This window comes from Dysgonomonas sp. GY617 (genome assembly GCF_015233815.1).
Classification (GTDB): domain Bacteria; phylum Bacteroidota; class Bacteroidia; order Bacteroidales; family Dysgonomonadaceae; genus Dysgonomonas_A.
On record NZ_JADCLR010000026.1, the window covers coordinates 30,462 to 55,073 of the forward strand.

The 24,612-nt window shown below is 36.0% G+C and carries 20 protein-coding genes; 12 read left to right on the forward strand and 8 right to left on the reverse strand.

All coding sequences use genetic code 11. From position 1 onward, the window contains the following. Positions 1 to 38 precede the first annotated feature (38 nt). From IR022_RS14870 to IR022_RS14885, 4 genes are all read right to left on the reverse strand, one after another. Positions 39 to 530 carry a YkgJ family cysteine cluster protein gene (locus IR022_RS14870; RefSeq protein WP_194204328.1) on the reverse strand — a complete coding sequence of 164 codons (492 nt, stop codon included), beginning with the start codon at positions 528 to 530 and terminating at the stop codon, positions 39 to 41. Then, complete coding sequence (locus tag IR022_RS14875; RefSeq protein WP_050711229.1) at positions 514 to 1,569, reverse strand: asparaginase; 1,056 nt, start codon at positions 1,567 to 1,569, stop codon at positions 514 to 516. Before IR022_RS14875 ends, IR022_RS14870 begins: the two co-directional genes overlap by 17 nt. A gap of 364 nt (positions 1,570 to 1,933) precedes the next feature. Beyond that, complete coding sequence (gene galE / locus IR022_RS14880) at positions 1,934 to 2,968, reverse strand: UDP-glucose 4-epimerase GalE (RefSeq protein WP_194204329.1); 1,035 nt, start codon at positions 2,966 to 2,968, stop codon at positions 1,934 to 1,936. Between the two features lie 20 nt (positions 2,969 to 2,988). After that, entirely contained in the window at positions 2,989 to 3,441 is a 453-nt protein-coding gene (locus IR022_RS14885) for a GNAT family N-acetyltransferase (RefSeq protein WP_194204330.1), read from the reverse strand. 415 nt (positions 3,442 to 3,856) lie between these two features. Here IR022_RS14885 and rnpA point away from each other — a divergent pair, with 415 nt between their 5' ends. Both rnpA and yidD read left to right on the forward strand, forming a co-directional pair. Beyond that, entirely contained in the window at positions 3,857 to 4,288 is a 432-nt protein-coding gene (rnpA, locus tag IR022_RS14890) for a ribonuclease P protein component (protein ID WP_194204331.1), read from the forward strand. Next, positions 4,281 to 4,502, forward strand: coding sequence for a membrane protein insertion efficiency factor YidD (yidD, locus tag IR022_RS14895; protein ID WP_221406882.1), 222 nt, complete (start codon positions 4,281 to 4,283; stop codon positions 4,500 to 4,502). The genes rnpA and yidD overlap by 8 nt, the downstream gene beginning before the upstream one ends. Positions 4,503 to 4,504: 2 nt before the next feature. Here yidD and IR022_RS14900 read toward each other — a convergent pair whose 3' ends face one another. Beyond that, a complete protein-coding gene (locus IR022_RS14900) occupies positions 4,505 to 5,560 on the reverse strand; it encodes a winged helix DNA-binding domain-containing protein (protein ID WP_194204332.1) in 1,056 nt (351 codons plus the stop codon). Positions 5,561 to 5,612: 52 nt separating this feature from the next. After that, positions 5,613 to 6,275 (reverse strand): B3/4 domain-containing protein, encoded by a 663-nt coding sequence (locus IR022_RS14905; protein WP_194204333.1) that lies wholly within the window; start codon positions 6,273 to 6,275, stop codon positions 5,613 to 5,615. Positions 6,276 to 6,506: 231 nt separating this feature from the next. On the opposite strand from IR022_RS14905, the gene IR022_RS14910 reads away from it, so the two are divergent. The 9 genes from IR022_RS14910 to nifJ all read left to right on the forward strand — a co-directional run bounded on the left by IR022_RS14910 (position 6,507) and on the right by nifJ (position 19,925). Further along, positions 6,507 to 7,187 carry a TatD family hydrolase gene (locus IR022_RS14910; protein ID WP_082204222.1) on the forward strand — a complete coding sequence of 227 codons (681 nt, stop codon included), beginning with the start codon at positions 6,507 to 6,509 and terminating at the stop codon, positions 7,185 to 7,187. Positions 7,188 to 7,424: 237 nt separating this feature from the next. Next, entirely contained in the window at positions 7,425 to 8,201 is a 777-nt protein-coding gene (locus tag IR022_RS14915) for a hypothetical protein (protein WP_194204334.1), read from the forward strand. 289 nt (positions 8,202 to 8,490) lie between these two features. Continuing rightward, the gene (locus IR022_RS14920; protein ID WP_194204335.1) at positions 8,491 to 9,933 is read left to right on the forward strand and encodes an ATP-binding cassette domain-containing protein; all 1,443 of its coding nucleotides are present in this window, start codon (positions 8,491 to 8,493) and stop codon (positions 9,931 to 9,933) included. Between the two features lie 82 nt (positions 9,934 to 10,015). After that, a complete protein-coding gene (locus tag IR022_RS14925) occupies positions 10,016 to 10,447 on the forward strand; it encodes a DUF2147 domain-containing protein (protein WP_194204336.1) in 432 nt (143 codons plus the stop codon). Positions 10,448 to 10,602: 155 nt separating this feature from the next. Next, positions 10,603 to 11,688: a linear amide C-N hydrolase gene (locus IR022_RS14930; RefSeq protein ID WP_194204337.1), complete on the forward strand. Its 1,086-nt coding sequence runs from the start codon at positions 10,603 to 10,605 to the stop codon at positions 11,686 to 11,688. Between the two features lie 216 nt (positions 11,689 to 11,904). Then, entirely contained in the window at positions 11,905 to 13,920 is a 2,016-nt protein-coding gene (locus IR022_RS14935) for a putative porin (protein ID WP_194204338.1), read from the forward strand. A 14-nt stretch (positions 13,921 to 13,934) separates the two neighbouring features. After that, positions 13,935 to 14,750, forward strand: a complete 816-nt coding sequence (locus IR022_RS14940) for a transporter substrate-binding domain-containing protein (protein WP_194204339.1) — start codon at positions 13,935 to 13,937, stop codon at positions 14,748 to 14,750. A 264-nt stretch (positions 14,751 to 15,014) separates the two neighbouring features. Further along, entirely contained in the window at positions 15,015 to 16,205 is a 1,191-nt protein-coding gene (locus IR022_RS14945) for an AAA family ATPase (RefSeq protein WP_185099984.1), read from the forward strand. 147 nt (positions 16,206 to 16,352) lie between these two features. After that, complete coding sequence (gene nifJ / locus IR022_RS14950) at positions 16,353 to 19,925, forward strand: pyruvate:ferredoxin (flavodoxin) oxidoreductase (protein WP_194204340.1); 3,573 nt, start codon at positions 16,353 to 16,355, stop codon at positions 19,923 to 19,925. Between the two features lie 214 nt (positions 19,926 to 20,139). On the opposite strand, the gene IR022_RS14955 is transcribed toward nifJ, so the two are convergent. Both IR022_RS14955 and IR022_RS14960 read right to left on the reverse strand, forming a co-directional pair. Further along, positions 20,140 to 20,448 (reverse strand): hypothetical protein, encoded by a 309-nt coding sequence (locus tag IR022_RS14955; RefSeq protein ID WP_194204341.1) that lies wholly within the window; start codon positions 20,446 to 20,448, stop codon positions 20,140 to 20,142. Next, complete coding sequence (locus IR022_RS14960; RefSeq protein WP_194204342.1) at positions 20,445 to 22,967, reverse strand: T9SS type A sorting domain-containing protein; 2,523 nt, start codon at positions 22,965 to 22,967, stop codon at positions 20,445 to 20,447. Before IR022_RS14960 ends, IR022_RS14955 begins: the two co-directional genes overlap by 4 nt. 1,217 nt (positions 22,968 to 24,184) lie before the next feature. On the opposite strand from IR022_RS14960, the gene IR022_RS14965 reads away from it, so the two are divergent. Then, entirely contained in the window at positions 24,185 to 24,592 is a 408-nt protein-coding gene (locus IR022_RS14965; RefSeq protein ID WP_050711245.1) for a DUF1493 family protein, read from the forward strand. Positions 24,593 to 24,612 lie beyond the last annotated feature (20 nt).

Here is a 24,612-nt window from a genome sequence, read left to right on the forward strand (position 1 = left end):
GGTATGAATCTATTCCAAGCAAACAAAGTCGCTCTGATCTAATTTTTTACCAGTTCCTTTAAAACCTCATAAGCAATAGGACAAGTTTGCGTATTCTTGACAGTTAACTTATATATTTGACTGAATTTCTTCCGATCGGTATGAGGATATTCCCTGCAAGCTTTTGGACGAGACTCATAAATAGAGCAATAATTGTCAGGCATCAGAAAAGGACATGGCATGGTTCGGAATACATAATCGCCATCCTCATCTACCTTCAAATAAATCGTTACCACATCTGAGGGCTTCATTCGAAGTGCCTTAGCCATACGTTCAATATCCTTGTCATAAATAGCAGGACCTAGAGAACGGCAACAATTAGCACATTTCAAGCAATCTATTTCAGATGAGAATCTATCGTGCAGATCATGCACTATGCCATCCATCTTATCAAGCCTCTTCTTGTTTTTTTTGAAAAACGAGAGAAACTCAGGTGTATCTTTTTCTGCCATTATTGACAGATTGTTATATTTGTCAGATTTGTCGTTCATCGGGACGTGTTAATTCTCCTGCCAACGGCACACGCATTCTTACTATAATTTCTTCTCGCGAATACTTATGTCCCAATAAATGCATCAATTTTGTAACCGTTGCTTCTATTGTTGCATCATAGCCACTTACTACACCTGCTTTGAGCAATTCGTGACCAGTTTCATAACGTTGCATTTCCACACAACCCATTTCGCACTGAGTTATATTTACAATAATTATGCCTCTTTTTACAGCATCCTGCAAAGCCTCAATAAACCAATCGTATCGAGGTGCATTGCCCGACCCATAGGTTTCGAGCACAACAGCTCTTATCCCTTTTGTATTCAGGATAGCATCTACCACTTCTTTGGTTATTCCCGGAAACATTTTTAGGATAACAATATTCGTATCCATCAAATAATGAAAGATTACTTTTTTCTCGTAATCGGGATTCAAAATTTTGTCTCTGTCGTAACGAATATGTATTCCCGATTTTCCTAACCCCGGATAGTTATACGATTTGAATGCATTAAAATTGTCAGCATTTATCTTTGTTGAACGGTTTCCCCTTATCAAATTCGTCTGAAAGAAAATACATACTTCGGGCACTACCGGATAACCAATAGAATCTTTATCAGCGGCAATTTCCATTGCCGTAATCAGATTTTCCTTAGCATCGGTTCGCAACTTACCTATTGGTAGTTGAGCTCCGGTAAGAACAACGGGCTTCTGCAAATTCTGAATCATAAAACTAAGAGCCGATGCTGTGTAAGCCATAGTATCAGTACCATGTAATATTACAAAACCATCGTGCTCTGCATAATTATCTTCAATTATACGAACAAGTTTTTGCCAGTGAGACGGGCACACATCCGAAGAGTCAATAGCAGGTTCAAATACGATCGTATTGATATGATATTTGAATTTCTGCAACTCAGGCATATGGCTCGTAAGATGGGCAAAATCGAACACCTCGAGAACTCCGGTGACGTTGTTTTCGACCATACCGATAGTTCCTCCGGTATAAATCAATAATATATTGGCATTGGTATCTATCATTTTGCCTTTATGGGTTGGGATATACAAAAATACTACTTTTTGACAATAAAAAGAGAAAGGTTTCGTGCTAAAATACATTTTAACAAAACAAGACTGCAACTTATCTTCCGATTTTCAAGAATAAAGCAAGGTTATACTCCTGTATATGAGAGGATATTATACTATTTTTATTTTTCAAAAACAGGCATCACTTTTTGACAATTTGTAAAACAAAAGCACTTACAGACATTTGTTAATTCAACTACCTATAGTATCGTAAAACACTATTATTCAACAACAAGTGCAATTATACTTTATAAGCAAACAAAAAAGGATGATTTTAGAGAATCATCCTTTTTTATCTTTTGATATTATATGCATTTAATTACATAATACCTTTTTCTCTTAATTTTTGTTGCCATTTCCAAGCCGAAGCCATTGTATCTTCTATGGTTTCTTTAGCTGTCCAACCCAATACATTATTAGCTTTAGAGGGTTCTGCCCATATTTTAACAATGTCTCCTACACGACGATCAACTATCTTATAGTTTACTTTTGTACCCGATACTTTTTCGAAAATATTGATAAGCTCTAATACCGATACACCATTTCCTGTACCTAGATTAAAGATCTCAACTTTATCAGGAGATTTATCCTGCAACATTCTGTCTATTGCTACAACGTGAGCTTTAGCCAAATCGACTACATTGATAAAATCGCGAACGCACGAACCGTCAGGGGTATCATAATCGTCTCCAAACACGCTCAACTCTTTACGGATACCCATAGCAGTCTGAGTGATAAAAGGAACCAAGTTTTGAGGAACCCCATTAGGCAACTCACCTAGTTCTGCAGTAGGATGTGCTCCTACGGGATTGAAATAACGTAATATTATACTTTTGATATTAGCACCAGAAGTTACAAAATCTTGAATTATCTCTTCATTGATCTGTTTTGTATTTCCATAAGGCGAAGCAGCAGGCTTAATAGGTGCAGTTTCATCAATAGGATTTACATCAGGCTCACCATAAACGGTACATGAAGAAGAGAACACAATCCCTTTCACATTAAATTCGGGCATCAACTCTAATAGGTTGATAAGCGATACCAAATTGTTTTTATAATAAAGGAGAGGTTTTTGAACCGATTCGCCCACTGCTTTACTTGCAGCAAAATGGATTATCCCACTAATAGGAGAATATTTTGCGAACACTTTACGCAAGGCTTCCTCATCATTGCAATCTATTTTTTCGAATGCAGGACGGATTCCTGTTATGCGTTCAATGCCATCAATACTATCAGCAGTAGAGTTTGACAAATTATCTACAATAACAACTTCATAACCTGCATTTTGTAGTTCAACAGCAGTATGTGAACCAATGTAGCCGGTTCCGCCTGTAACTAAAATCTTTTTTTTCATAGCTATTTCAATATTGTAATTTAATTCCGTTTCATTTGTACATGAGGAATATCGTCTTCTAAATAAGGCTCTGAGGTTTGTATAAAACCATGATACTCATAAAATGATTTTAGATACAACTGACCCGATATAGTTATTTTTGTCTCATTAAGCAGAGATTCTTCCAACTCTATCGCTTTATCCATCAATTGATGTCCATAACCATATTTCCGAAAATCGCCTGCGACAATAACCCTGCCAATGGATGCTTCTTCAAAATAATCGCCTCGTTTAAACAATCGGCAATACGCCACTAACGTTTCGCCCACATACCCTTGCAAATGCAAAGCTTTGTAATCTTTATTGTCTACATCTAAATAAGGACAATTTTGCTCTACCACAAACACATCAGCCCTTAAGTGGAGTAATTTGTATAATTTATAAATGTCTAAATCTTCAAAACGGTCTACTTCCCATCTTATTGTATCTGTCATTCTCGTCGTCTTATCTATATTAAGATTTCCCCTTTTAAGGCTTTAGTAGAAGTAAGAGTCGTCTGATTAATAATAAACAACCGCAAAGAATTACCTCCTACTAAATATGTAATAAGTATTTAATTGTGCTTAAGGTCTCATACCTTTTTATTATCCAGCCAAGTATAACAATGACTGCCAGTCATGGCTTTTAAAATATAACATGAAATGCTTTCAGCTAGTTAAAACAAAAATACAGTTTTTTTTGCTGTCTCAGAAATATAAATGATGCGATATTCGGCTTCATAAAAAAAACGTATCTTTGCCTCGACTAAGCAGCTATAGATATTAGTTATGCAATACTATAAGTTATAGCAAAAGCTTGTCATTATACTTACAAAAGCAATAAAAAGGTCTGAGACTTTAGTACAACAAGATGCCCGAAAAAGAAACTCAATTTACATTCTCTAAAGATGAAAGGCTGTATGCCGAAAAAAGGATTGAAGCTCTTTTTGCAAGTGGTGCTTCTTTCATAGCTTACCCACTAAGGGTTGTATACATAACTCGTGAGATTGAATCTGAAAGCGAATTACCCACTGTCTCGATATTGACCAGTGTTTCTAAAAAACGATTCAAACGGGCGGTAAAACGCAACAGGGTAAAACGCTTGATAAGGGAAGCTTACAGGCTGAATAAAAAAGAACTGATTGATTTTGCTACACAATCGGGCAAATCATATGATATCGCATTTCTTTATTTAAAAAGTGAATTACCTACTTACGCCGAAATAGAGAAAGCAATACTTAAGACTATAAATACTTTAAACGGCAAATATCAACCGGAAGCAAAACGTGAAAACAATTCGTAAAATACTATCCTATATAGTGCTTATACCGATATACTTTTATCGATATTGTATTTCTCCGCTCAAACCGCCCACATGCCGCTATGCACCTACCTGCTCGGAATATGCAGTACAAGCCGTCAAAAAACATGGTCCCATAAAAGGTACATGGCTTGCCATGAAACGGATATCGCGTTGTCATCCGTGGGGAGGGCATGGATACGACCCTGTTCCCTGACTTTAAAAATGAAATAAATCGAACGAATCGGACGCTTTCTTTATTAACTCTCTCGTAGTACCGTCTACCTCTCCAAACAGTTCGGTCTCGGCAAATACCTTATCTTTCTTCTTCACCCTTTTCCACATACCGATAATCTGTCCGTCTTTAACTACAACAGGCTTAAATATTCCATTCTTGGAGATAACTTTACTATAATGTTCATCTAATATAATATGTTCTCTGTTCTTATAACTAACCACAAATTCATCCCAGGCAGGCAGTAAAAAAACAGATTCATTATTCGTTACCTGTTCCTTAAACGAATTATTGATCCAGTACTCTAAAGAATCTATTTTCTCGACAAGAAAATCTGACTTTATCATATCCATAGCATTCCTTGCATCGGATATAGTGAGCCCCGACCACCATACAAAATCTTGCAACGTAGCAGGAGCGTGACTCATAAAATACTTGCGTGCCAATCTTTCTAAAGCTCTATCTTTATTAAACACCTCAGTCTTAGGAATCCTCTCTTCCAACAAGCAGTAACTTTGTTTATTGCCTTTTATTTCTCCATTGCAAACAATGCCGTCTAGCTCTGCTCCAAACATTATATGATTTATATGATGAGAGTCTAGGTTGAGTCCTTTCTCGTTCAAAACATCACCTATCTGAGCTCGGGTTAAATGCTTTCCAAATTCCAACGTTTGTTTTATAATATCTTGAGCTTTCTCTCGTACCGAATCGGTAAGCCCCACCATGGTATTATATGATTTCCACACTGATTTTAGTCGAGGAGCCGACAACGCCAACATCCAATGAATATCTGTGGCAGCAACCAGATGCCATGTCGGTCTCAGAATATGCGTTCTTACAATTAACCCTTTATTTATAGCATCCTCTACCGATTTATTCGTCAGAGCAGGTAAGCGAACTCCAAGAGCCCATTTTGTCATATTGAAATCTTGTGCCTGAACAGCCCCCATCCATGACACTACCTCCTGAGGAGTTTTAAGATCTGACCCCATCAGTAATTGATTGCTAAGCCGAAGTTTGGCGATAAACGATGTATCCATTCCTTTATATCTGTTTTATATAAATTATTTAGCAAGTAAAAAGTCTGAGACTTTAGAAGTAAAAAACTTCACCTCCATCTGAATTGGTAAAGCGACGCAATAAAGATTGCATATAATCAACAGCCTCAGGCAAGTTTTCTTTACCATCATACGCGTTGATAATAGCTAGAAAACGAGTTGTACCTACATCCAATTTAGTACGCTCATTGTCACTCGTTGGCGTTCCTACTCCACCAAGGGAATCTCTGTAGACAGGTAAACCTTCGATGTTCAACATACCACGACCGATCCCCTCATAAGGCTCATCTGCAACACCAACACCCAAAGTCAATACATTACCCTCTATTTTATCAGCATCAAAACCACCAATGGAATATCCTGTACGTATAGATACTAGGTTAATAAGATCAACCAAAGTATCAATCCGGTAAAGAGGCAGATCTCGCAATATACGTCGTCCTAAAGCTTCCGACGAGGGACGATAACGATTCGGATCTTTCCCCAATCGCTTATAAGCATTGCGTGTAGCCTCTATTGCAGGTATTTTCTTTACATTATCAATTTGGTAAGTAGTTCTGTATTCTTCGATACAAGTATCAATCTCTTTCCAAAGTTCCGGATCATAGGCTTTATTTTGTACCGTTGCCAAAATAGCCACTCCCGCAAATTCGGGGCAGCGAGTCCTTATATCTTCCGATACTTTAATTGTAAACATAATCCGTTAAGTTTTAATTTAAAATAGCCTATAAAAGTTTTCTATCGTATTACGAACAGAGTTCTATAACACATCTCTGCTACTCCTACAATAGATTAGGAGCTTTACAAATTTAAGTTTTTAGAGAATATATAGAGTCCAAAAAGTTAGTTTATATAAAATTTCGATATTTTTTTGGTGCAATCTGAAAGTTTTGGCTAACTTGCAAAGCTCAGAATTCTTAATTATTTTATGGACTTATATGACATACACACCCACGACGCTCCTTCTCCGAACTCGGATGATGACGAGAGTCTGAGGCGAAACATTTCTTATATTGTAAATGTGTACCCTCTTGGTTTTGAATACGCCAAAGATAACGAAAACTATCCTTGGTTTTCCTGCGGAGTACATCCCTGGTATTCGGAAGATGCAGAACCCCAACTTAAATTTTTGAAAGAAATTGCAGGCGATCCCCGCATTGTAGCTATTGGAGAGGCTGGACTAGACAAACTCAAAGGTCCTGACTTGAAAATTCAACAACCCATATTTGAACAACAAGTTCAATTATCGGAACAGTTACAAAAACCTTTGATTATTCATTGCGTTAAAGCTTGGGAAGAGTTGCTACACATCAAAAAATTGTACAAGCCTCGCCAACCATGGATTATTCATGGATATAAGGGCAAGGTCGAGTTAGCAAAGCAACTTCTATCGCATGGCTTTCTGCTTTCGATCAATGAGCGTTTTAATGATGATGCCATTCGCGAAATACCATTAGACAGGTTATTTTGCGAAACAGACATTTCTGAAACATCTATCGAAGATATTTATAGCGAAGTTGCCAAAGCATTGAATATATCTGTAGAAGTACTGGCTTTGCAAATCGCAGAAAATGTAAAAAGAACATTTCCATTGCTAAGTATCTCCTAATATCTAACAATTTTAAATTATCGTATATTAAAAGGAGACTGAATTCTAAGATAATTTCAGTCTCCTTTTTTTACTATAAACCATACGAATTTACGATGAAATCTCATTTATAATTACTTTTCTGTTATTTTCATCTTGTAATAACACATTATAGACCACCAGAACCCAAAATAAAAATAAAAATCTTGATCTTTATATCAGAAAACATTGTGTCTATATATTTTACAGCATAAAACTATGATATTCAGCAAAAAACTCAGAACTATCGAAAAACAATCTCATGTTATTTATACCAATAAGATGCCATACTGGGTAGATAATAAGGAAGTAATGGAGAAAGACAAACTTATTACTATAGGACAAAACACTCTATTATTTGACATGGATGGTAAAGGCAAGAAAGGGACATGGATAATAAGAGTTATGCAGATCATTATCGGACTATCTATCTGTTTATCGACAATATACACAACAATATATATAATAACTAAGGAGGGCGTTTCTAAAGATTTGTTAGAATTTATTATATATAGTATTTTTTCCTTCTTTCTATTTATATTAGGAGTAATAGTTTTAATAAAAGGTATATATTATCCCGATAAAAAATTTCTTTTTAACCGTATAGATGGGACTATCACTATGCCTGACGGATATATGAATTTGAAAAATAAAACAGTTACAATATTGTTCGAAAACGCAAAATTTTATTACAACTTAATGCCTAAGTCCTATGGGATGTATCGCATCCAGGTATGGGGACCCTATACCTATGGAAATAAACTGATTGACAATGCTATATCTGCACGTTGGTTATGTTATTACGACAGTAATAAGACAGATCAACGAGAGTACGCTTCATTATTTACATGGTTTATGGATAAGAACCGCCCCTTACCACCGGGTGCTGTTTTCGATCCTTACAGGGAGGCTGACTATCTGAGACGTGAGTCTGAAGGATTCCTCCCTCCGATATATCTATCACATATACCTATATCCGAAACAAAAGTTCATTAATAAAAGCAATACAAAAATTAAAGTTATAAAAGGAATATGGAGAGGCAATCCATATAGTAAAACTAATATTTGATTAGAAATCGGGAAAATAAAATGGAATTACTCTTCCTGTGGACTACACCATTCCTATGACACTCAAGTTTCTTATAAAATAAAGAGTAATTGAAAAATCTTTTGTCTTAAACGAAAGAGATTTCTTATATCTAATCAACATAGGAACCTTACCCTCTTTTGGTTTATCATTCTCAACATAAATCATTACTTTTACCTGCCAAAATAAGAAAAACGAATGGAAACAGATAATCTTATAGAAATCAGAAATGCGGTTCCTCGCATCCACACATTAGCATTTGCCCAACCCATCAATTGGGCTGTAACCAATAGTCAACACTGGGCTATTGTAGGTCCTAACGGAGCGGGTAAAACATTACTTATTGATATTCTGTTAGGCAAGCACGCTCTGAAATCGGGAGAGATTATCAGTAAAAACAATATCAGTATAAATACAGTTGTAAAGTGTGTTGCTTTCCGCGACATTTATAGCCTCGTAGATATACAAAACAGCTACTATCAACAACGTTGGAATGCAGGAGACGAGCATGAAGTTCCTGTAGTAAGAGATCTTTTCTCAAAAGGTGAAAAAGAATGGGTAGAAATGCTTATTGCTGCATTTAAGATCGAAGATTTGGTAGAAAAACCTATCAATCTACTATCGAGTGGAGAGCTTCGCAAAACCCTTATTGTAAGATCACTTTTATCGAAACCACAGATTCTTATTCTAGATAATCCTTTTATTGGGTTGGATGCCAAATCGAGAACAGTACTCAACGATCTTTTGACCAGATTATCGCTTTTAGAGAATCTGCAAATAGTTCTGATTCTTTCGCATCCCAAAGATTTACCTTCTATTATCACACATATCTTACCGGTAAAAGATAAATCACTATTACCCGTTATCAGCAGAGACGAATTTGTGAATGATTTAGCGCTTCAACAAAGTTTGTTTAACCAAGAAAACAACGCCAATATATCTGAATTGCTAGATAATTCGGCTGATCAGCTCTCATTCGAAAATGCACTTCTATTCAAAAACATACATATAAGATATGGTACACGTACTATTCTGAAAGATTTAGATTGGCAAGTAAAACGCGGAGAAAAATGGGCTTTACTTGGAGAAAACGGTTCAGGAAAATCCACACTTCTAAGTTTGGTTTCGGGAGACAATCCGCAAGCCTATGCAAATGATATTACTCTGTTCGATCGCAAACGAGGATCTGGAGAAAGTATTTGGGATATAAAGAAACACATCGGATACGTTTCGCCCGAAATGCACCTTTACTACCAAAAGAATGTACGTTGCATAGATGTTGTGGGTTCAGGATTTTTCGACACCATAGGTCTTTATAAAAAATGCAGCGAAGCACAAGAAGTAATTGCTCTGGAATGGATGAAAATATTTGGAATCGACAATATTAAGGATGTATCGTTTCTTAATATTTCGACAGGTGAACAGCGTCTCGTGTTATTAGCACGTGTTTTCGTCAAAAACCCTGATTTATTGATTCTTGATGAACCTTTACACGGATTAGATGTTGCTAATAAGCATCGTATCAAGAAAATCATAGAAGATTTTTGTACTGATGACAAAGCATTAATATATGTTACTCATTATGAAGACGAAATACCCGATGTAGTAACTCAAAGAATGGTATTAACTAAACGTAATTAAACTCTTCCCAACAAATTAAGAATATAACAATAGATATTTAATAGTACTCAAGAAAACAAAAAGTAACAAATTCAACAATCAAATGAAAAGAATAAAAATCTCGATCCTATTTGCTCTTCTAGCAAGTATAATATCAGTAAACGCTCAAGGAGTTATCGGAAAATGGAAAACCTTCGATGATGAAACAGGCGATGCAAAATCTATTGTTGAGATTACCGAAAAAGACGGTAAAATTTATGGAAAAATAGTTGAGATACTCAATCCAGCTAAAAAGGATGCTAAATGTACCAACTGCCCCGATACAGATAAAGGAAAACCTGTTCTTGGACTATATATCATTAAAGGTTTATCGAAAGACGGTAAAGAATATTCTAATGGCAAAATTTTAGATCCAACCTCAGGAAAACTATACAAATGTACTGTTGCACTTGACGGAAACGACAAACTAAAGGTTAGAGGCTATATAGGTATTTCTGCTTTTGGAAGAAATCAAATTTGGACAAGGGTTAAATAAAAACTCCTATAATTGATATTAGGCTGAATTAAATGAGTGAATATTTAATTCAGCCTTTTTTTGTCTAATTAGATTAGCAAGAATAGCTTATTATTACCATCAGCGATAAACTATTTCACTAACAGATTGTTATTCATTAAAAACACAATCTTATTATGGTAAAAAACTTATTAACCTTGCTATTAGCAACTTCCGCCATTGCTTTTCAGCCTCAGACCCTAAGGGCCTGCACCGGTATTACATTGACAGCCAAAGACAATTCTCACATTCTTGCACGTACTATCGAATGGGGTGGTAGCGAATTAAACAGTCAATACGCCATAGTACCGCGTGGTTATAAGCAACGTTCTTATATACTGGGAGGTGAGTTATCCGGCATGGAATTTACGGCACGTTATGGTTATGTGGGTTTCGCAGTTGAGCAAAAAGAATTTGTAACTGAAGGACTTAACGAAGTCGGCCTATCTGCAGGATTGTTTTATTTCCCCGGATACGGAAAATACGAAGATTATGATGTAACTCAGAAAACGTCGAGTATTGCCGATTTGCAGCTAGTATCGTGGATCTTAGGTAGTTTTTCTACTGTTGACGAGGTAAAAGAGGCTATTAAAAATATACACGTTATAGGTATCGACCCACGAGCTTCAACTGTACACTGGCGTATAGCAGATAATACAGGTCGCCAACTAGTGCTAGAAATTATAGAAGGTAAGCCTCATTTTTACGAAAACAAGTTGGGTGTACTTACCAATTCTCCAGGTTTTGAATGGCATATAACAAATTTGAATAACTACGTCAATCTTTTTCCAGGCACAGCAGAATCTAAATCGCTAGGTAATATACAGCTTAATTCTTTTGGGTCAGGCAGTGGCTTCTTGGGAATTCCCGGAGATGTAACTCCCCCATCCCGATTTGTGCGTGCTGCTTTTTATCAAGCAACAGCCGTACAACAAAACACCGCTTTGGAAACTATCTTACAAAGCTTTCAGATACTAAATAACTTTGATATACCTGTGGGTATCGAATTCCCTTTAGGGAAAGTACCAGCATCTATACCAAGCGCTACACAATGGACATCGGCGACGGATGTAACAAACCGCATCATCTATTATCGTACAATGTATAACAGCGCCATCCGTAGTTTTAACCTGAAAGATATAGACTTTAGTAAAGTAAAATACCAAGTTTACCCTCTCGATCAAGTAAAGCAACAACCTATAACACCTGTAAAGATCAATTGATAGATGATTAGAGAAAGCCAACTAACAGTTGAGCATTGTATTACTCTTATTTAATTGAGTCAACGATTTTAAATATAGAAAAGAAAGGATTGGAAATAATATTCCAATCCTTTCTTTTTTAGAACAATCATTTTATAACTAAATGGTTAATCCTTTAACTACAATTTAGAAATAAACGTTTCGGCTATTTCTGTTTTTTTATGTAAGTTTGTGGCGATGAAAAGAATCGCTTTTATTATTCTATATATATGTGCGTCTGTGCTTGTTACTCAGGCACAACAACCCCGTTTTATTTTTGATAACGACAGTACTAAAACAGAAACTCCAGCTCCTCAGAGAGCATCAAATAGCAAAACACCATCGGTCAACCTCGATTCTTTAAATAAAGTTCCACCTGCTATATCTTCTTGGAATATCGATCCTCGCTTGGGTGAGCGTATTCCTATCCCAATGGACACCATGTTATATGGTTTCCACAGAGAAAGTTTAGTTGAAGGTCAAGGATTAGCAATCGGATATCTTGGTAACTGGGGATCACCAGCTTACTCTAAACTCTTTATTGAGCAGGACGATGCTTCTCTCTTTCAGTTTCTCGATCCTTATAAATTCTATTACAAAACACCCGGTAATCAACGCTTTCTGAGCACCAAGCAGCCCTACTCCAATATCATGTATCAATCGGGAGGAAGCCGTCAGAGCAAAGAAGAAAGATTCACCGGAGAAATATCTATCAGCTTCAATAAAAACCTCACTGTAGGTTTCGACATTGACTATGTATATTCCAGAGGTTTCTACCAATACAACCCCGATAAACAAATCAATTACGATTTCTATACGGCTTATATCAGCGATAAATATCAAATGCACGCATTTGTAGCTAATAATAACTTCACCCATTCTGAAAATGGTGGTATAACAGAGGATGGTTATTTAAATGGTACAGATAAAGAGAACGTAGGGAAAGACAACACAATGAGTTTTCAAACTCATCTTTCCGAAACTTGGAATTATCTGAGAGGAAAACATCTATACATGACCAATAAATACAATCTGGGATATGAAAAGGAAGGAACTGAGAAATTTATTCCCGTTGCCAGTGTTATTCTAACCAATAGCTATACCGATCAACGCCGTAGATTTTACAGCAGAAACGTTGAGGCTTTGGATAAATTTTATAATTATACCCCAAAAGCTGGTACTCAAAGCGCACCAGTTAACGACCAAATGGCATATTATTCATTAAAGAATACGCTTGCCGTTTCTCTAAACGAAGGTTTTAGAGATTGGGTTAAATTTGGCTTAACGGCTTTCATCGAAAATGACAGAAGAACTTTCCGAATGCCATCAGAAGAATTCGGATGGATTGCGACACGTGATACAACTCAGAACTCAACATTTATTGGGGGGATACTTTCTAAAGAGAAAGGTGAATTTCTAAAATATAACCTTTATGCAGACCTCGGAGTACTAGGTGATGACATAGGAGAGTTTAAGCTAAAAGCTGACATCAGCACAACCATTAATATAAAAGGTCAGAAAGCGATAGTAAAGGCAAACGGATATGTGAAAAATCTGGTTCCTCAATTATTTCAAAACAGTTTCAGATCTAAGTATTACACTTGGCAAAAAGAATTCAGTAATACCAAACGTATATTTGTAGGAGGTGAAATTTATATTCCTCATACTGAAACCCGGTTGAGTGGAGGAGTAGAAAACATAAGCAATTACATCTATTTCAACAATCTAGAAGGGATTCAAATGACAAGTCCAACACAAGATGGAGGTAGTGTACGAGTAGTTTCACTTCGTCTAGATCAGAATTTACATTATGGCATTTTACACTGGGACAACCAAGTTTCTTATCAGATGAGTGATAAGGAAGATGTTATTCCCGTTCCTACATTAAGTTTATATACCAATCTGTATATAAAAGCTAAATTAGCGAAAGTATTAACTATGCAATTAGGTATAGACGCTCATTATCACACTAAATACTATGCACTAGGTTACGATCCAGCTTTAGGGCAATTTGTCAATCAGGACGAAGTTCAAATAGGCAATTTTCCGTTTGCTACTGCCTATGCCAATTTTCACTTAAAAAAGACTCGCTTTTTTGTGATGATGTATAATGTGGCTAAAGATTTTGGGGACTCCAATTATTTCACAGTACCTCACTATCCGGTAAACCCTATGATCTTTAAATTCGGACTATCTTGGAACTTTACTAATTGATACACCTTAAAATAATGAAAAGTAAAAAGCAAATTTACATCGCTTTAGTATTACTAATAGCAATAGCTGCTATTGCTTACATTATTACACAAAACAAAAACACACCTGTACATCGCGACTATACCGAGATAGAAGAGAGTGGTATATTACGTATTGTAACGGATCTCAATCCCATAGGATATTTCGTGTCATCCGACACTGTTGCGGGCTTTAATTACGAACTTCTCCAAGCATTACAACAGTTTACAAAGATAAAATTCGAAGTATCCGTGCAGAATAGCTTAGATAAGAATTTTGAGGGTTTGAAAACTGGGAAATACGATCTTGTAGCCTGCAATATCCCCATTAATTCTAGCCTAAAAAACGAATACAATTTTACAGAAGCGATCATCAATAATAGACTAGTATTAGTTCAACGTAAAGCCGAATTCAACCATAATATTGAACCTATTCGGAATCATCTTGATTTAGGAAAAAAGACTTTATATGTATCAGCCGACTCTCCAAGTATATTCCGACTACAAAATCTATCGCATGAAATTGGCGATACAATATTTATCATAGAAGATGATACTTATCAAGCCAATCAACTAGCATTAATGGTAGCCGCAGGAGAAATAGATTATACGGTATGCGACATAAAAACTGCGGAAAGCTTATCAAAGAAAATACCCGAACTGGATATAAATACAGATATCGGCTTTACTCATTTCGAAGCTTGGGCAGTAAGAGCTAACTCTCCTGTTCTTCTTGATTCTCTAAATACATGGATCAATAAGTTTAAAGTAACCAAAGAATACACCAATATCCTCAAAAGGTATTATAAATAATATCTGTACAATCATTTTTATTAGTAACTTCGAAGGATAAATATAGAGTAATTGATAAATATCTACAATTTTCATCCATTGAGTAATTCGGTATAACCTCTCACTATTGTGAGCAACGATAGGAATAATAAGAGATTGGCCTTCAAATAAAACAGGCTTATTAACTATCTGAGTATAATATATGATGAAAATTGATTAAAAATGCAAAGTAGACTTTGCAATAAGACAAAAAAAAATTACCTTCGTAGACTTAATCGGTAGATTGTGGAATCCTTTTTCAGAACGCATAAATATTTAGTAGAGCACTTGGGCAGCAACGTCGAAAGACGGTTGATGGACGAGATTAATTGGAATGATCGTCTTATAGCAGTCAAAGGAACTAGAGGTGTCGGTAAAACCACGTTTTTATTGCAATATGCAAAAAAATTCAGTGATTTAGATGGACGAGATTGTTTGTATATCAATATGAATAATTTTTCGTTCACTTGTCGTACCATATACGACTTTGCCGAAGAATTTTGTTTCAAAGGTGGAAAAACTCTTCTAATAGATCAGGTATTTAAGTATCCCAATTGGGCTAGTGAACTGAGATTATGTTATGACAAGTTCCCTGAGCTTAATATAGTTTTTACCTGTTCGACAGTTATGCAATTGGATGAAAATCCAGAAATTGCATCTATTGTGCGTCATTATAATCTGAGAGGATTTTCGTTTCGCGAATTTTTGAATATTATCACAGATAGTAAACTTGAGCCGGTTTCTTTACCCGATATTATATCCAAGCATAAAGAAATAGCAGCAGAGATTTGCTCCAAAGTAAAACCCCTCGCCTATTTCAGAGATTATATTCATCATGGATATTATCCCTTCTTCTTGGAAAAACGTAATTTCTCAGAGAATCTACTTAAGACTATCAACATGATGCTTGAGATAGACGTTCTTTCTATAAAACAAATAGAACAATCGTATCTTCCTAAATTGAGGAAGTTGCTATATCTGTTGTCACTCACCTCACCCGGTAAGCCCAATATAAGCCAACTGAGTGTCGATTGCGAGATATCTAGAGCTACGGTTACCAATTATTTGGATTATCTAAAAAGTGGTCGCCTCATAAATTTACTATACAGAGAAGGTGAAGAGTTTCCTAAGAAACCCGATCTGGTTTATATGCACAACACCAATCTCATTTTTGCAATGAAACCGGGAGTTGCTAATGATCAGACACTGAGAGAAACATTCTTCTACAACCAGCTACATCACAATAATTCAAAATTAAAGAAAGGTAGCAAAGCAGGAATTTTCCTGGTAGAAGACGATAACGAAAAATATACATTTAAAGTAGATAATCTAAAAACAAAAGGGAACAAAAAAACCGACATCTATAATACAGCAGAAATGATGGAGATAGGCGACGGAAATACAATTCCTCTGTGGCTTTTTGGTTTTCTATACTAATTTATAAAGTAAATATTGTAATCAAATAAAGTTAAGGATTTAAGCACTAAGGCATTTTGATTAATAAACATAATCCATTCTCTTTTCAGCTTAGTCCTCTTATTTTAAAAGTTCGATAAACAACTAAATAATCAACTATTACAGAGTATGGCAAAAGAGAAAAAATTTTTAACCTGTGATGGTAATCAAGCTGCAGCTCACATATCATATATGTTTAGCGAAGTAGCTTCGATCTATCCAATCACACCATCATCAACAATGGCAGAGTATGTTGATGAATGGGCTGCTGCCGGACGTAAAAACATTTTCGGCGAAATAATAAAAGTGCAAGAAATGCAATCTGAAGCCGGTGCTGCCGGTGCTCTTCACGGATCGCTTCAGGCTGGTGCAATGACAACTACTTACACTGCATCACAAGGTCTTTTATTGATGATCCCTAACATGTATAAAATTGCAGGGGAACTTCTTCCTTGTGTATTCCATGTTTCGGCTCGTGCATTAGCTGCACAGGCATTATCTATCTTTGGAGACCACCAAGATGTTATGGCTGCTCGCCAAACTGGTTTTGCAATGTTCTTCTCGGGATCAGTACAAGAGGTTATGGATCTTTCTGCTGTACCTCACTTAGCTACAATAGAATCTCGCATCCCATTCATGAATATATTTGATGGATTCCGTACATCTCACGAAATTCAAAAAGTAGAATTGATGGATCAAGAGGCGCTTATTCCACTTATTGATCAAGACGGTCTTAAGGAATTCCGCAACAGAGCATTGAATCCAGAGAATCCAGTAACACGCGGTACTGCTCAGAATGATGATATTTACTTCCAATCTCGTGAAGCATCTAATCCATTCTACGACAAAGTACCAGGTATTGTTGAAAAATATCTAGAAGAAATCTATAAAATAACTGGCCGTAAATATGGTTTATTTGATTACTATGGAGCAGAAGATGCTGACAGAGTAATCATCGCTATGGGATCGGTTACTGAGGCTATCAAAGAAACTATCGATTTCTTGAATGCTAAAGGTGAAAAAACAGGTCTTGTTTCAGTTCACTTATATCGTCCGTTCAAGGCTGAGGCATTTATGGCTCTTATACCTAAGACTGCGAAAAGAATTGCTGTTCTTGACCGTACTAAAGAACCAGGAGCACCTGGACAACCTCTTTATTTGGATGTTAAAGACTGTTTCTACGGAACAGAAGATGCTCCAACTATTGTTGGTGGTATCTATGGTCTTTCATCTAAAGATACTACTCCTTCTCAAATTATGTCAGTATACGAAAACTTAGCAATGAAATTGCCTAAAAACGATTTCACTATCGGTATCGTAGATGACGTAACATTCAAATCTCTTCCAATGAAAGAAGAAGTTTCGGTTGATGATAACAACTACGAGGCTAAATTCTACGGATTAGGTTCTGATGGTACAGTAGGAGCAAATAAAAACTCAGTGAAAATTATCGGAGAAAACACTGATAAATATTGTCAAGCATATTTTGCTTATGACTCTAAAAAATCAGGAGGTTTCACTGCATCTCACCTTCGTTTTGGAGACAAACCTATTCGTTCAACTTATTTGGTGAATACACCAAACTTTGTAGCATGTCACGTACCTGCTTACCTTCATCTTTATGATGTAACTAAAGGGTTGAAAAAGAATGGTACTTTCCTTCTTAACTCTGTATGGGCTAAGGACGAAGTAGGTAATTATCTTCCTGATAACGTAAAAAAATATTTAGCTGTAAACAACATCAATTTCTATATCATCAACGCAACTAAAATTGCAACTGAAATAGGTCTTGGTGGACGTACAAATACAATTCTACAATCAGCATTCTTTAAGATATCGGGTGTAGTACCTTACGACTTAGCGGTAGAGCAAATGAAAAAATACATCGTTAAATCTTACGGACGTAAGGGAGAAGATGTAATTAATAAAAATTATGCTGCCGTTGATCGTGGTATCGAATTGGAAAAAGTAGAAATTCCTGCTGAATGGGCAAACCTAACTCTTGGTGCTCAAACAACAGAGGATGATGCTCCAGAGTTTATCAAAAACGTTGTTCGCCCAGTAAATGCTCAACGAGGATATGATCTACCCGTATCAGCATTTAAAGGTCGCGAAGACGGAACATGGGATAATGGTACTACCGAATACGAAAAACGTGGTGTAGCTGCATTTGTTCCAGTATGGCATATGGATAACTGTATCCAATGTAACCAATGTGCATATGTTTGTCCTCACGCAACAATACGTCCTTTCGTGTTAGATGCTAATGAGCAAGCTCATTCTCCTGAAAGTGCATCTTTACTTAAAGCTCAAGGAAAACAATTTGACGGTATGGGATTCCGTATCCAAGTAGACGTTTTAGACTGTCTTGGTTGTGGTAACTGTGTTGATGTTTGTCCTGGAAAGAAAGGTCAAAGTGCGCTTGAGATGGTAGAAATTGGTACTCAATACCCAGAGCAAAACAATTGGGACTTTATGGTGAAAAACGTAACCAGCAAAGCTCATTTAGTAGATATCAAACAAAACGTGAAAAACTCACAGTTTGCAACGCCATTGTTTGAGTTCTCAGGTGCATGTTCTGGTTGTGGAGAAACACCATACATCAAACTTGTAACTCAATTGTATGGTGACAGAATGTTGATTGCTAATGCAACAGGTTGTACATCTATCTATGGAGGATCAGCTCCTTCTACTCCATACAGAAAGAATGAAGAAGGTAAAGGTCCAGCTTGGGCAAACTCTTTATTCGAAGACAATGCAGAGTTTGGCCTTGGATATGCTTTAGCAAATATCACTATGCGTGATAGAATCGAAAGATTGATGAAGCAAGCAATAGCAATGCCTGAAACTTCTGAGAATACAAAAGCTACTTTCCAATCATGGATTGATAATAAATACGAAGCAGAGAAAACCAAAGAACTACATCCTCAGATATTAGCTATCATAGAAGCTGGTGCTGACAAATGTGAAATTTGCAAAGAATTGCTTTCATTGAAACAATATATCATCAAACGTTCTATCTGGATCTTTGGTGGTGACGGATGGGCTTATGATATAGGTTTTGGTGGTCTTGACCACGTAATCGCTTCTGGTGAAGACGTTAACATTCTAGTTTTGGATACTGAGGTTTACTCAAATACAGGAGGACAATCTTCTAAATCAACTCCGGTTGCAGCTGTTGCTAAATTTGCTGCCGCAGGTAAGAAGATTCGTAAGAAAGACCTTGGTATGATTGCAACTACTTATGGTTATGTATACGTTGCTCAGGTAGCAATGGGAGCTAACCAAATGCAGTGCTTAAAAGCATTCAGAGAAGCTGAAGAGTACAAAGGACCTTCACTTATCATTGCTTATTCTCCATGTATCAGCCACGGTCTACGTAAAGGTATGGGTCAGGCTCAAGACGAAGAGAAAGCAGCAGTAGAATGCGGATACTGGCACTTGTGGCGTTACAACCCAATGTTGGAAGAAGAAGGCAAGAACCCATTCACAATGGATAGTAAAGATCCAGACTGGAGCAAGTTCCAAGCATTCCTTGGAGATGAAGTTCGTTATACATCACTTCAAAAGTCTAATCCAACAGAAGCTACCAGTTTATATGAAGCTGCTCAAAGCAATGCTACATGGCGCTGGAAAAGCTATAAACGCTTAGCTGCCGGAACATTTGATACTTTTAATGAAGTTAATAATCTTCCTGAATAAGAGAGCTTAAATATTCTAATATAGAAAAAGGATATCCAATCAGGATATCCTTTTTTTGTTAGTTACTTTCTTCTTCTACATTAGCTCCCTCTTAGACTATCTAATAATGGCAGAGCCATAACATGCCACTTGTATTATCTATACAAACTAGATTAAAACACAAAAGAGCAGGTAAATATACCTGCTCTTTTAATATTTATTGATAGACTATTCTTTAAATAGTGCTTTTACGTCTTCTTAGCAATAGAAATGATGCATAAACTAATCCAGCTACAATAACTGGTAATACAGCATCTCCAACTGGTGAACCGACGAAGCCTCCACCTCCCCATTCGCCTCCTCCATCTCCAGGACCGCCGTCCTCTCCCGAAGGACCTTTTAGGCTAGGAGCTGAAGCATGCACTTCATTCACAGCGATATTATCCTTATAATAAGAATCTGAAGGTAGTAAATCCTGCGCACTCAATCCAGCACTTATGCAAAATAGAATACCTAATATTTTAAAACTTAAACATTTTCTCATTTTACCAAAAATTTAGCAGCATACGATTTTTTACCTACAACCTTTACAATATAAGCACCTGTGAAAAATGCTTGTCTAATTTCTACTGAAGTATCATCTACTTTAGCTTGAGCCACCTTTCTGCCTTGTATATCATATACAGAAATTACACTTCCAAAATCTGAATCTTCAAAACCTGAAACAGTCAATACTCCGTTAAAGTAGTAAGATGTTATATTTTTAGATTCCGAATTATTATCTCCATCTTCAATACCTGATGTATTGAAAGTAAATCTTACAGTGAAACGATCTATAGGATCCGTTGCTTTAGAACTTGTTGTATAAGATTTTCCTCCAAACAAGTCAAATTCTTTATTAGCAACTTTATCAATCAAAGTAATTCCCTGTACTCTCTCAGCAGAACCTAAGCGAGAAGCTTTCAGTGTTACATTTTGAGGTATTGCACTAGGTGTTACATATAATACAACCGATTCTGTTTGTGCTGATTGAGGTACACCTAAAATATTTGACTCCAAAGCATCACCTTGTTCGCTTCTTGTATACATTGTACTCATACCACTTTGCTTAACAACACCTTCTACTGTTTCAGAAGTAGTTTTTGTTTCGCTTGTAGATATCAAAGCAATCATTTTCTTTGTTGGGGCATACTCTGCATTAGTCATCACCTCTTGAGGTGTTCTAATGGCAATAGCAACTCTGTCAGACGCTTTCACTTCTTCATCTGTTATATGAAATAGAAAGTCATCTTTAATAGTCTTTTCTTCAGCAGGTGCTGATCTTAGAAATAATGCATTACGATTTATCCATCTTTCAGATGCAGGTATGCGAAATGATCTTGACTTCTCAGAATATAACACAAACATCTGAAGTGGAGCAATAACAGCCGAACCAGCTTGATCAAGATCAAGAATTTCTCCCGTTCCCGAATCCCACTCTCCCACTGTAGAACCTGCATCAAAGAAACCTGTAGCAGCAGTAGGTCTTAACACTCTATATTTGGCACTTACCGAAACCCATTTATTCCCGGGTTCCACACCTGTATATCCTACATCATAAGTACCAGACCCTTTTGAAGTTGGATCTAATATCCAAATACGATTAGCAACATCCCTACTAAGATTAGCTGCATTACCGACCATAAGTAAACCATCAGCCCCCCCCCAATCATGTGGGTCTGCTTCGTGATTAGTACTTTTTGAAGTAATAAAAGTAGTAACATCTAAAGGAACAGTATAAGGATTTGAGAAATAATTATAACCAGGTACCAATGATAAATCAATATCATTATTATTTAGCACCTCATTTGTATAAACATCACTAGTAGATACAGCGACCTTAGGCATTTTATTCGGCACATTAGTTGCTAGACCTGAAGATGGAAATATATTTACTGATCTTTTAAACATTGGACCAAATCGACTAAAGAAATATTTTCCTTTCTCTCGGTTCAGACTAGGGTTTGTAGCATCAACAACATTGTCATCTGAAACTCCGGCACCATTACGTTCTGCAAACAAGATACCTTTATCCTTATAAGTAGGATGAATATCGTATTCGTAATTAGCTGCATTAGTTCCTCTAAGATCAACTCCTAGCACGAAAGCTTTACCAGCTTGCAATTTATATGTTGGGTCGGTCATTGTATTACCTGGTGCACTTTGACCAATTATGCTTTCTCCCGTAGGAATCATAAGGAAATTCCAAAAGAAATAATCGGCTCTCATTTCTTTATACGGACTACCAAAAGCAATAAGGCTTCTTCCTTGTCTTTCATTTGTAGTTGCAATAGCAGGATCATCTACAGATAGATTTACCTGAATAGCTCCATATAGATTATTATCAGTTGTAGTATTAGGAATAGCACTATTCTTAGTTCTGATCTGTCCAACTGCCGTATTCCCTGTAATTGGAGCCTCCACCATAAAGTGGGCTAGCATCGAAGAATTATCAACTGTATGTATTGTTGTTATACCACTAACATCCGAGGCTTTAACTCTTCTGGAATCAATAATAAAACGACCACCATTTAAATCTACATTCTGAGCAGAAGCTGCTAATTCAGGGACTAAGACTACATGTTTTGTATTCTCAATAACTAAATCCGGAAAATTTATATAGTTACCACCTTTCAATGTGGGCGAATATGCCTGATCGGTTTTTATATACTGAGTGTCTGTTCCTCTGAAAACAAAACGAGAAGCTGTTGTTGCAGTATAAGGAGTTGGTAAAACAAAAACATGAGAATTACGACCAATCGTACCATTCAACTCATGAATAAAGTTACCGGTAAGAACAGTTTGCGATCCTTCTAAATGAATCTCACTCACCACACTCGAAGTAGTTGCATCACGACCTGCTATAAAATCGCCATTAATATACAAGGTCGTCTTAGTAGCATCTCCTGCAATACCCGTCGATTTAACGGACATCGCTCCTTTATTATAAAAGAAAGCAGCTTGAGCCATTAACGGCAATGGAGCAAACCCAATTCCTACAAGCAAAAGTAGTTTTATTTTCATACTTATTTTTGTTCTGTTTTAATCCTTTTTAGTGCTTAACTCATTGTTTACCAAGCAATGAAAATGTGTTATCAAATAACATATAGACGGCTGGAAATTATAACATTTAGAAATATATTGAACAATCTCCTGCATTTAGGGTTCAAAGATAAGCATTAAGTTCATATCTATCATCCTATCCTTACAATAGCTCACCATATTTAATATAATTTAACAATAATAAAACTCACCAAAACAAGCTAATTATAGGGAAGATAGCCTATTTAAATCATAAAAAAAAGCTTGCAAACAACCCGTACAAAGCACAAAACAAGCAAGATTGTTAAATAGCACATTCAATTAGAAAATAAAGATCTTTATGAGATAAATTTTAGCTAAAATAGACATTTTTTGATCTGAGACCTCCAAATTAACATTATATCTATTGTTAAAAGAAAAAAACTATTGCGCCTTAGTTAAAACAATATACAAACTTAACAAACCAAGGAATTTAAAACCATTCTAACACACTTCACAAATAAACAAGCCTACCAAATCACTATTTTAACAAAGCATATTTCTACAACCAAAACACAATAAAAAACAAATTATCAAAGTCATTTTCCTAATAAGACAAAGCATCACATCATAAATATTAACTACATCAACAAAATCAAACATACTAAAACATAAAAAATTCACTATAAAACAGTGATAAACAAACAAAAAAAACGAGACACACACGCAAATTCATTAACAATTATAAGTCTTGCAACCACCACAAATATTTCCCAGCACAACCAAAACTTCTAGCCAAAACTCAACTCAGTAGCACTGCTTCTCAAATGTCATCTACTAAATGTGATTTATTTAAGCAAGCAATCTACACTTTTATAAAAAACTCAACAATACAACAATATAACGCACCTATTTTAACAACACAAAAAAGCCTCCTTATATCTTTAAATTCTATTCTATTTAGACAAGCCTACCTATCTTTTAGAGATACCTCTACACCAAACATCTAGATTATGGCGCCCTCTTAATAATTTACATTAACACACCTAATATTATCTATATATTTTAATTCATGAACAGACAAATACATCCTCTCAAGCTCATCCATCACAATAGAACATTAAATCTCTCCTCAAAATTTAATAACAGATTAACAAAAAACTCATCTTTTTCTAAGTATATTTGTATATTGCAATATAAATCTGTTTGATAGAACAACAATGGGAAATAAGAATCTAGAACAACTCATTCTTAAATATTCATCGTATGATCAGAAAATATACGATAACACCTCTATTACAAGAGACTTGAATATACAGAACGAACAAGCTAAAGCTTTTATTGAAGCCTTCGCCAAAGAGTTTAATGTTGACATTTCAGCTTTTAACTTCCCTAAATATTTTCCATTACAGGACAAACTATCTAATAAAATCTGCAAACGTTCTGAGCTAACAATCGAAGATTTAGAACGAGCTATACTCGCAGGTGAACTTAATGACGATGTCATAAGCTTTGAGGAAGATGACCCCAACCTACCAATCAAGTTTACGACAAAAAATATAATATTAGGAATACTTCTTGTTCTTATAGTTTCGGCTCTGCTTGGGGTTATCGCCATTTTCATTTAGACTTCCAATACAAATAGAGC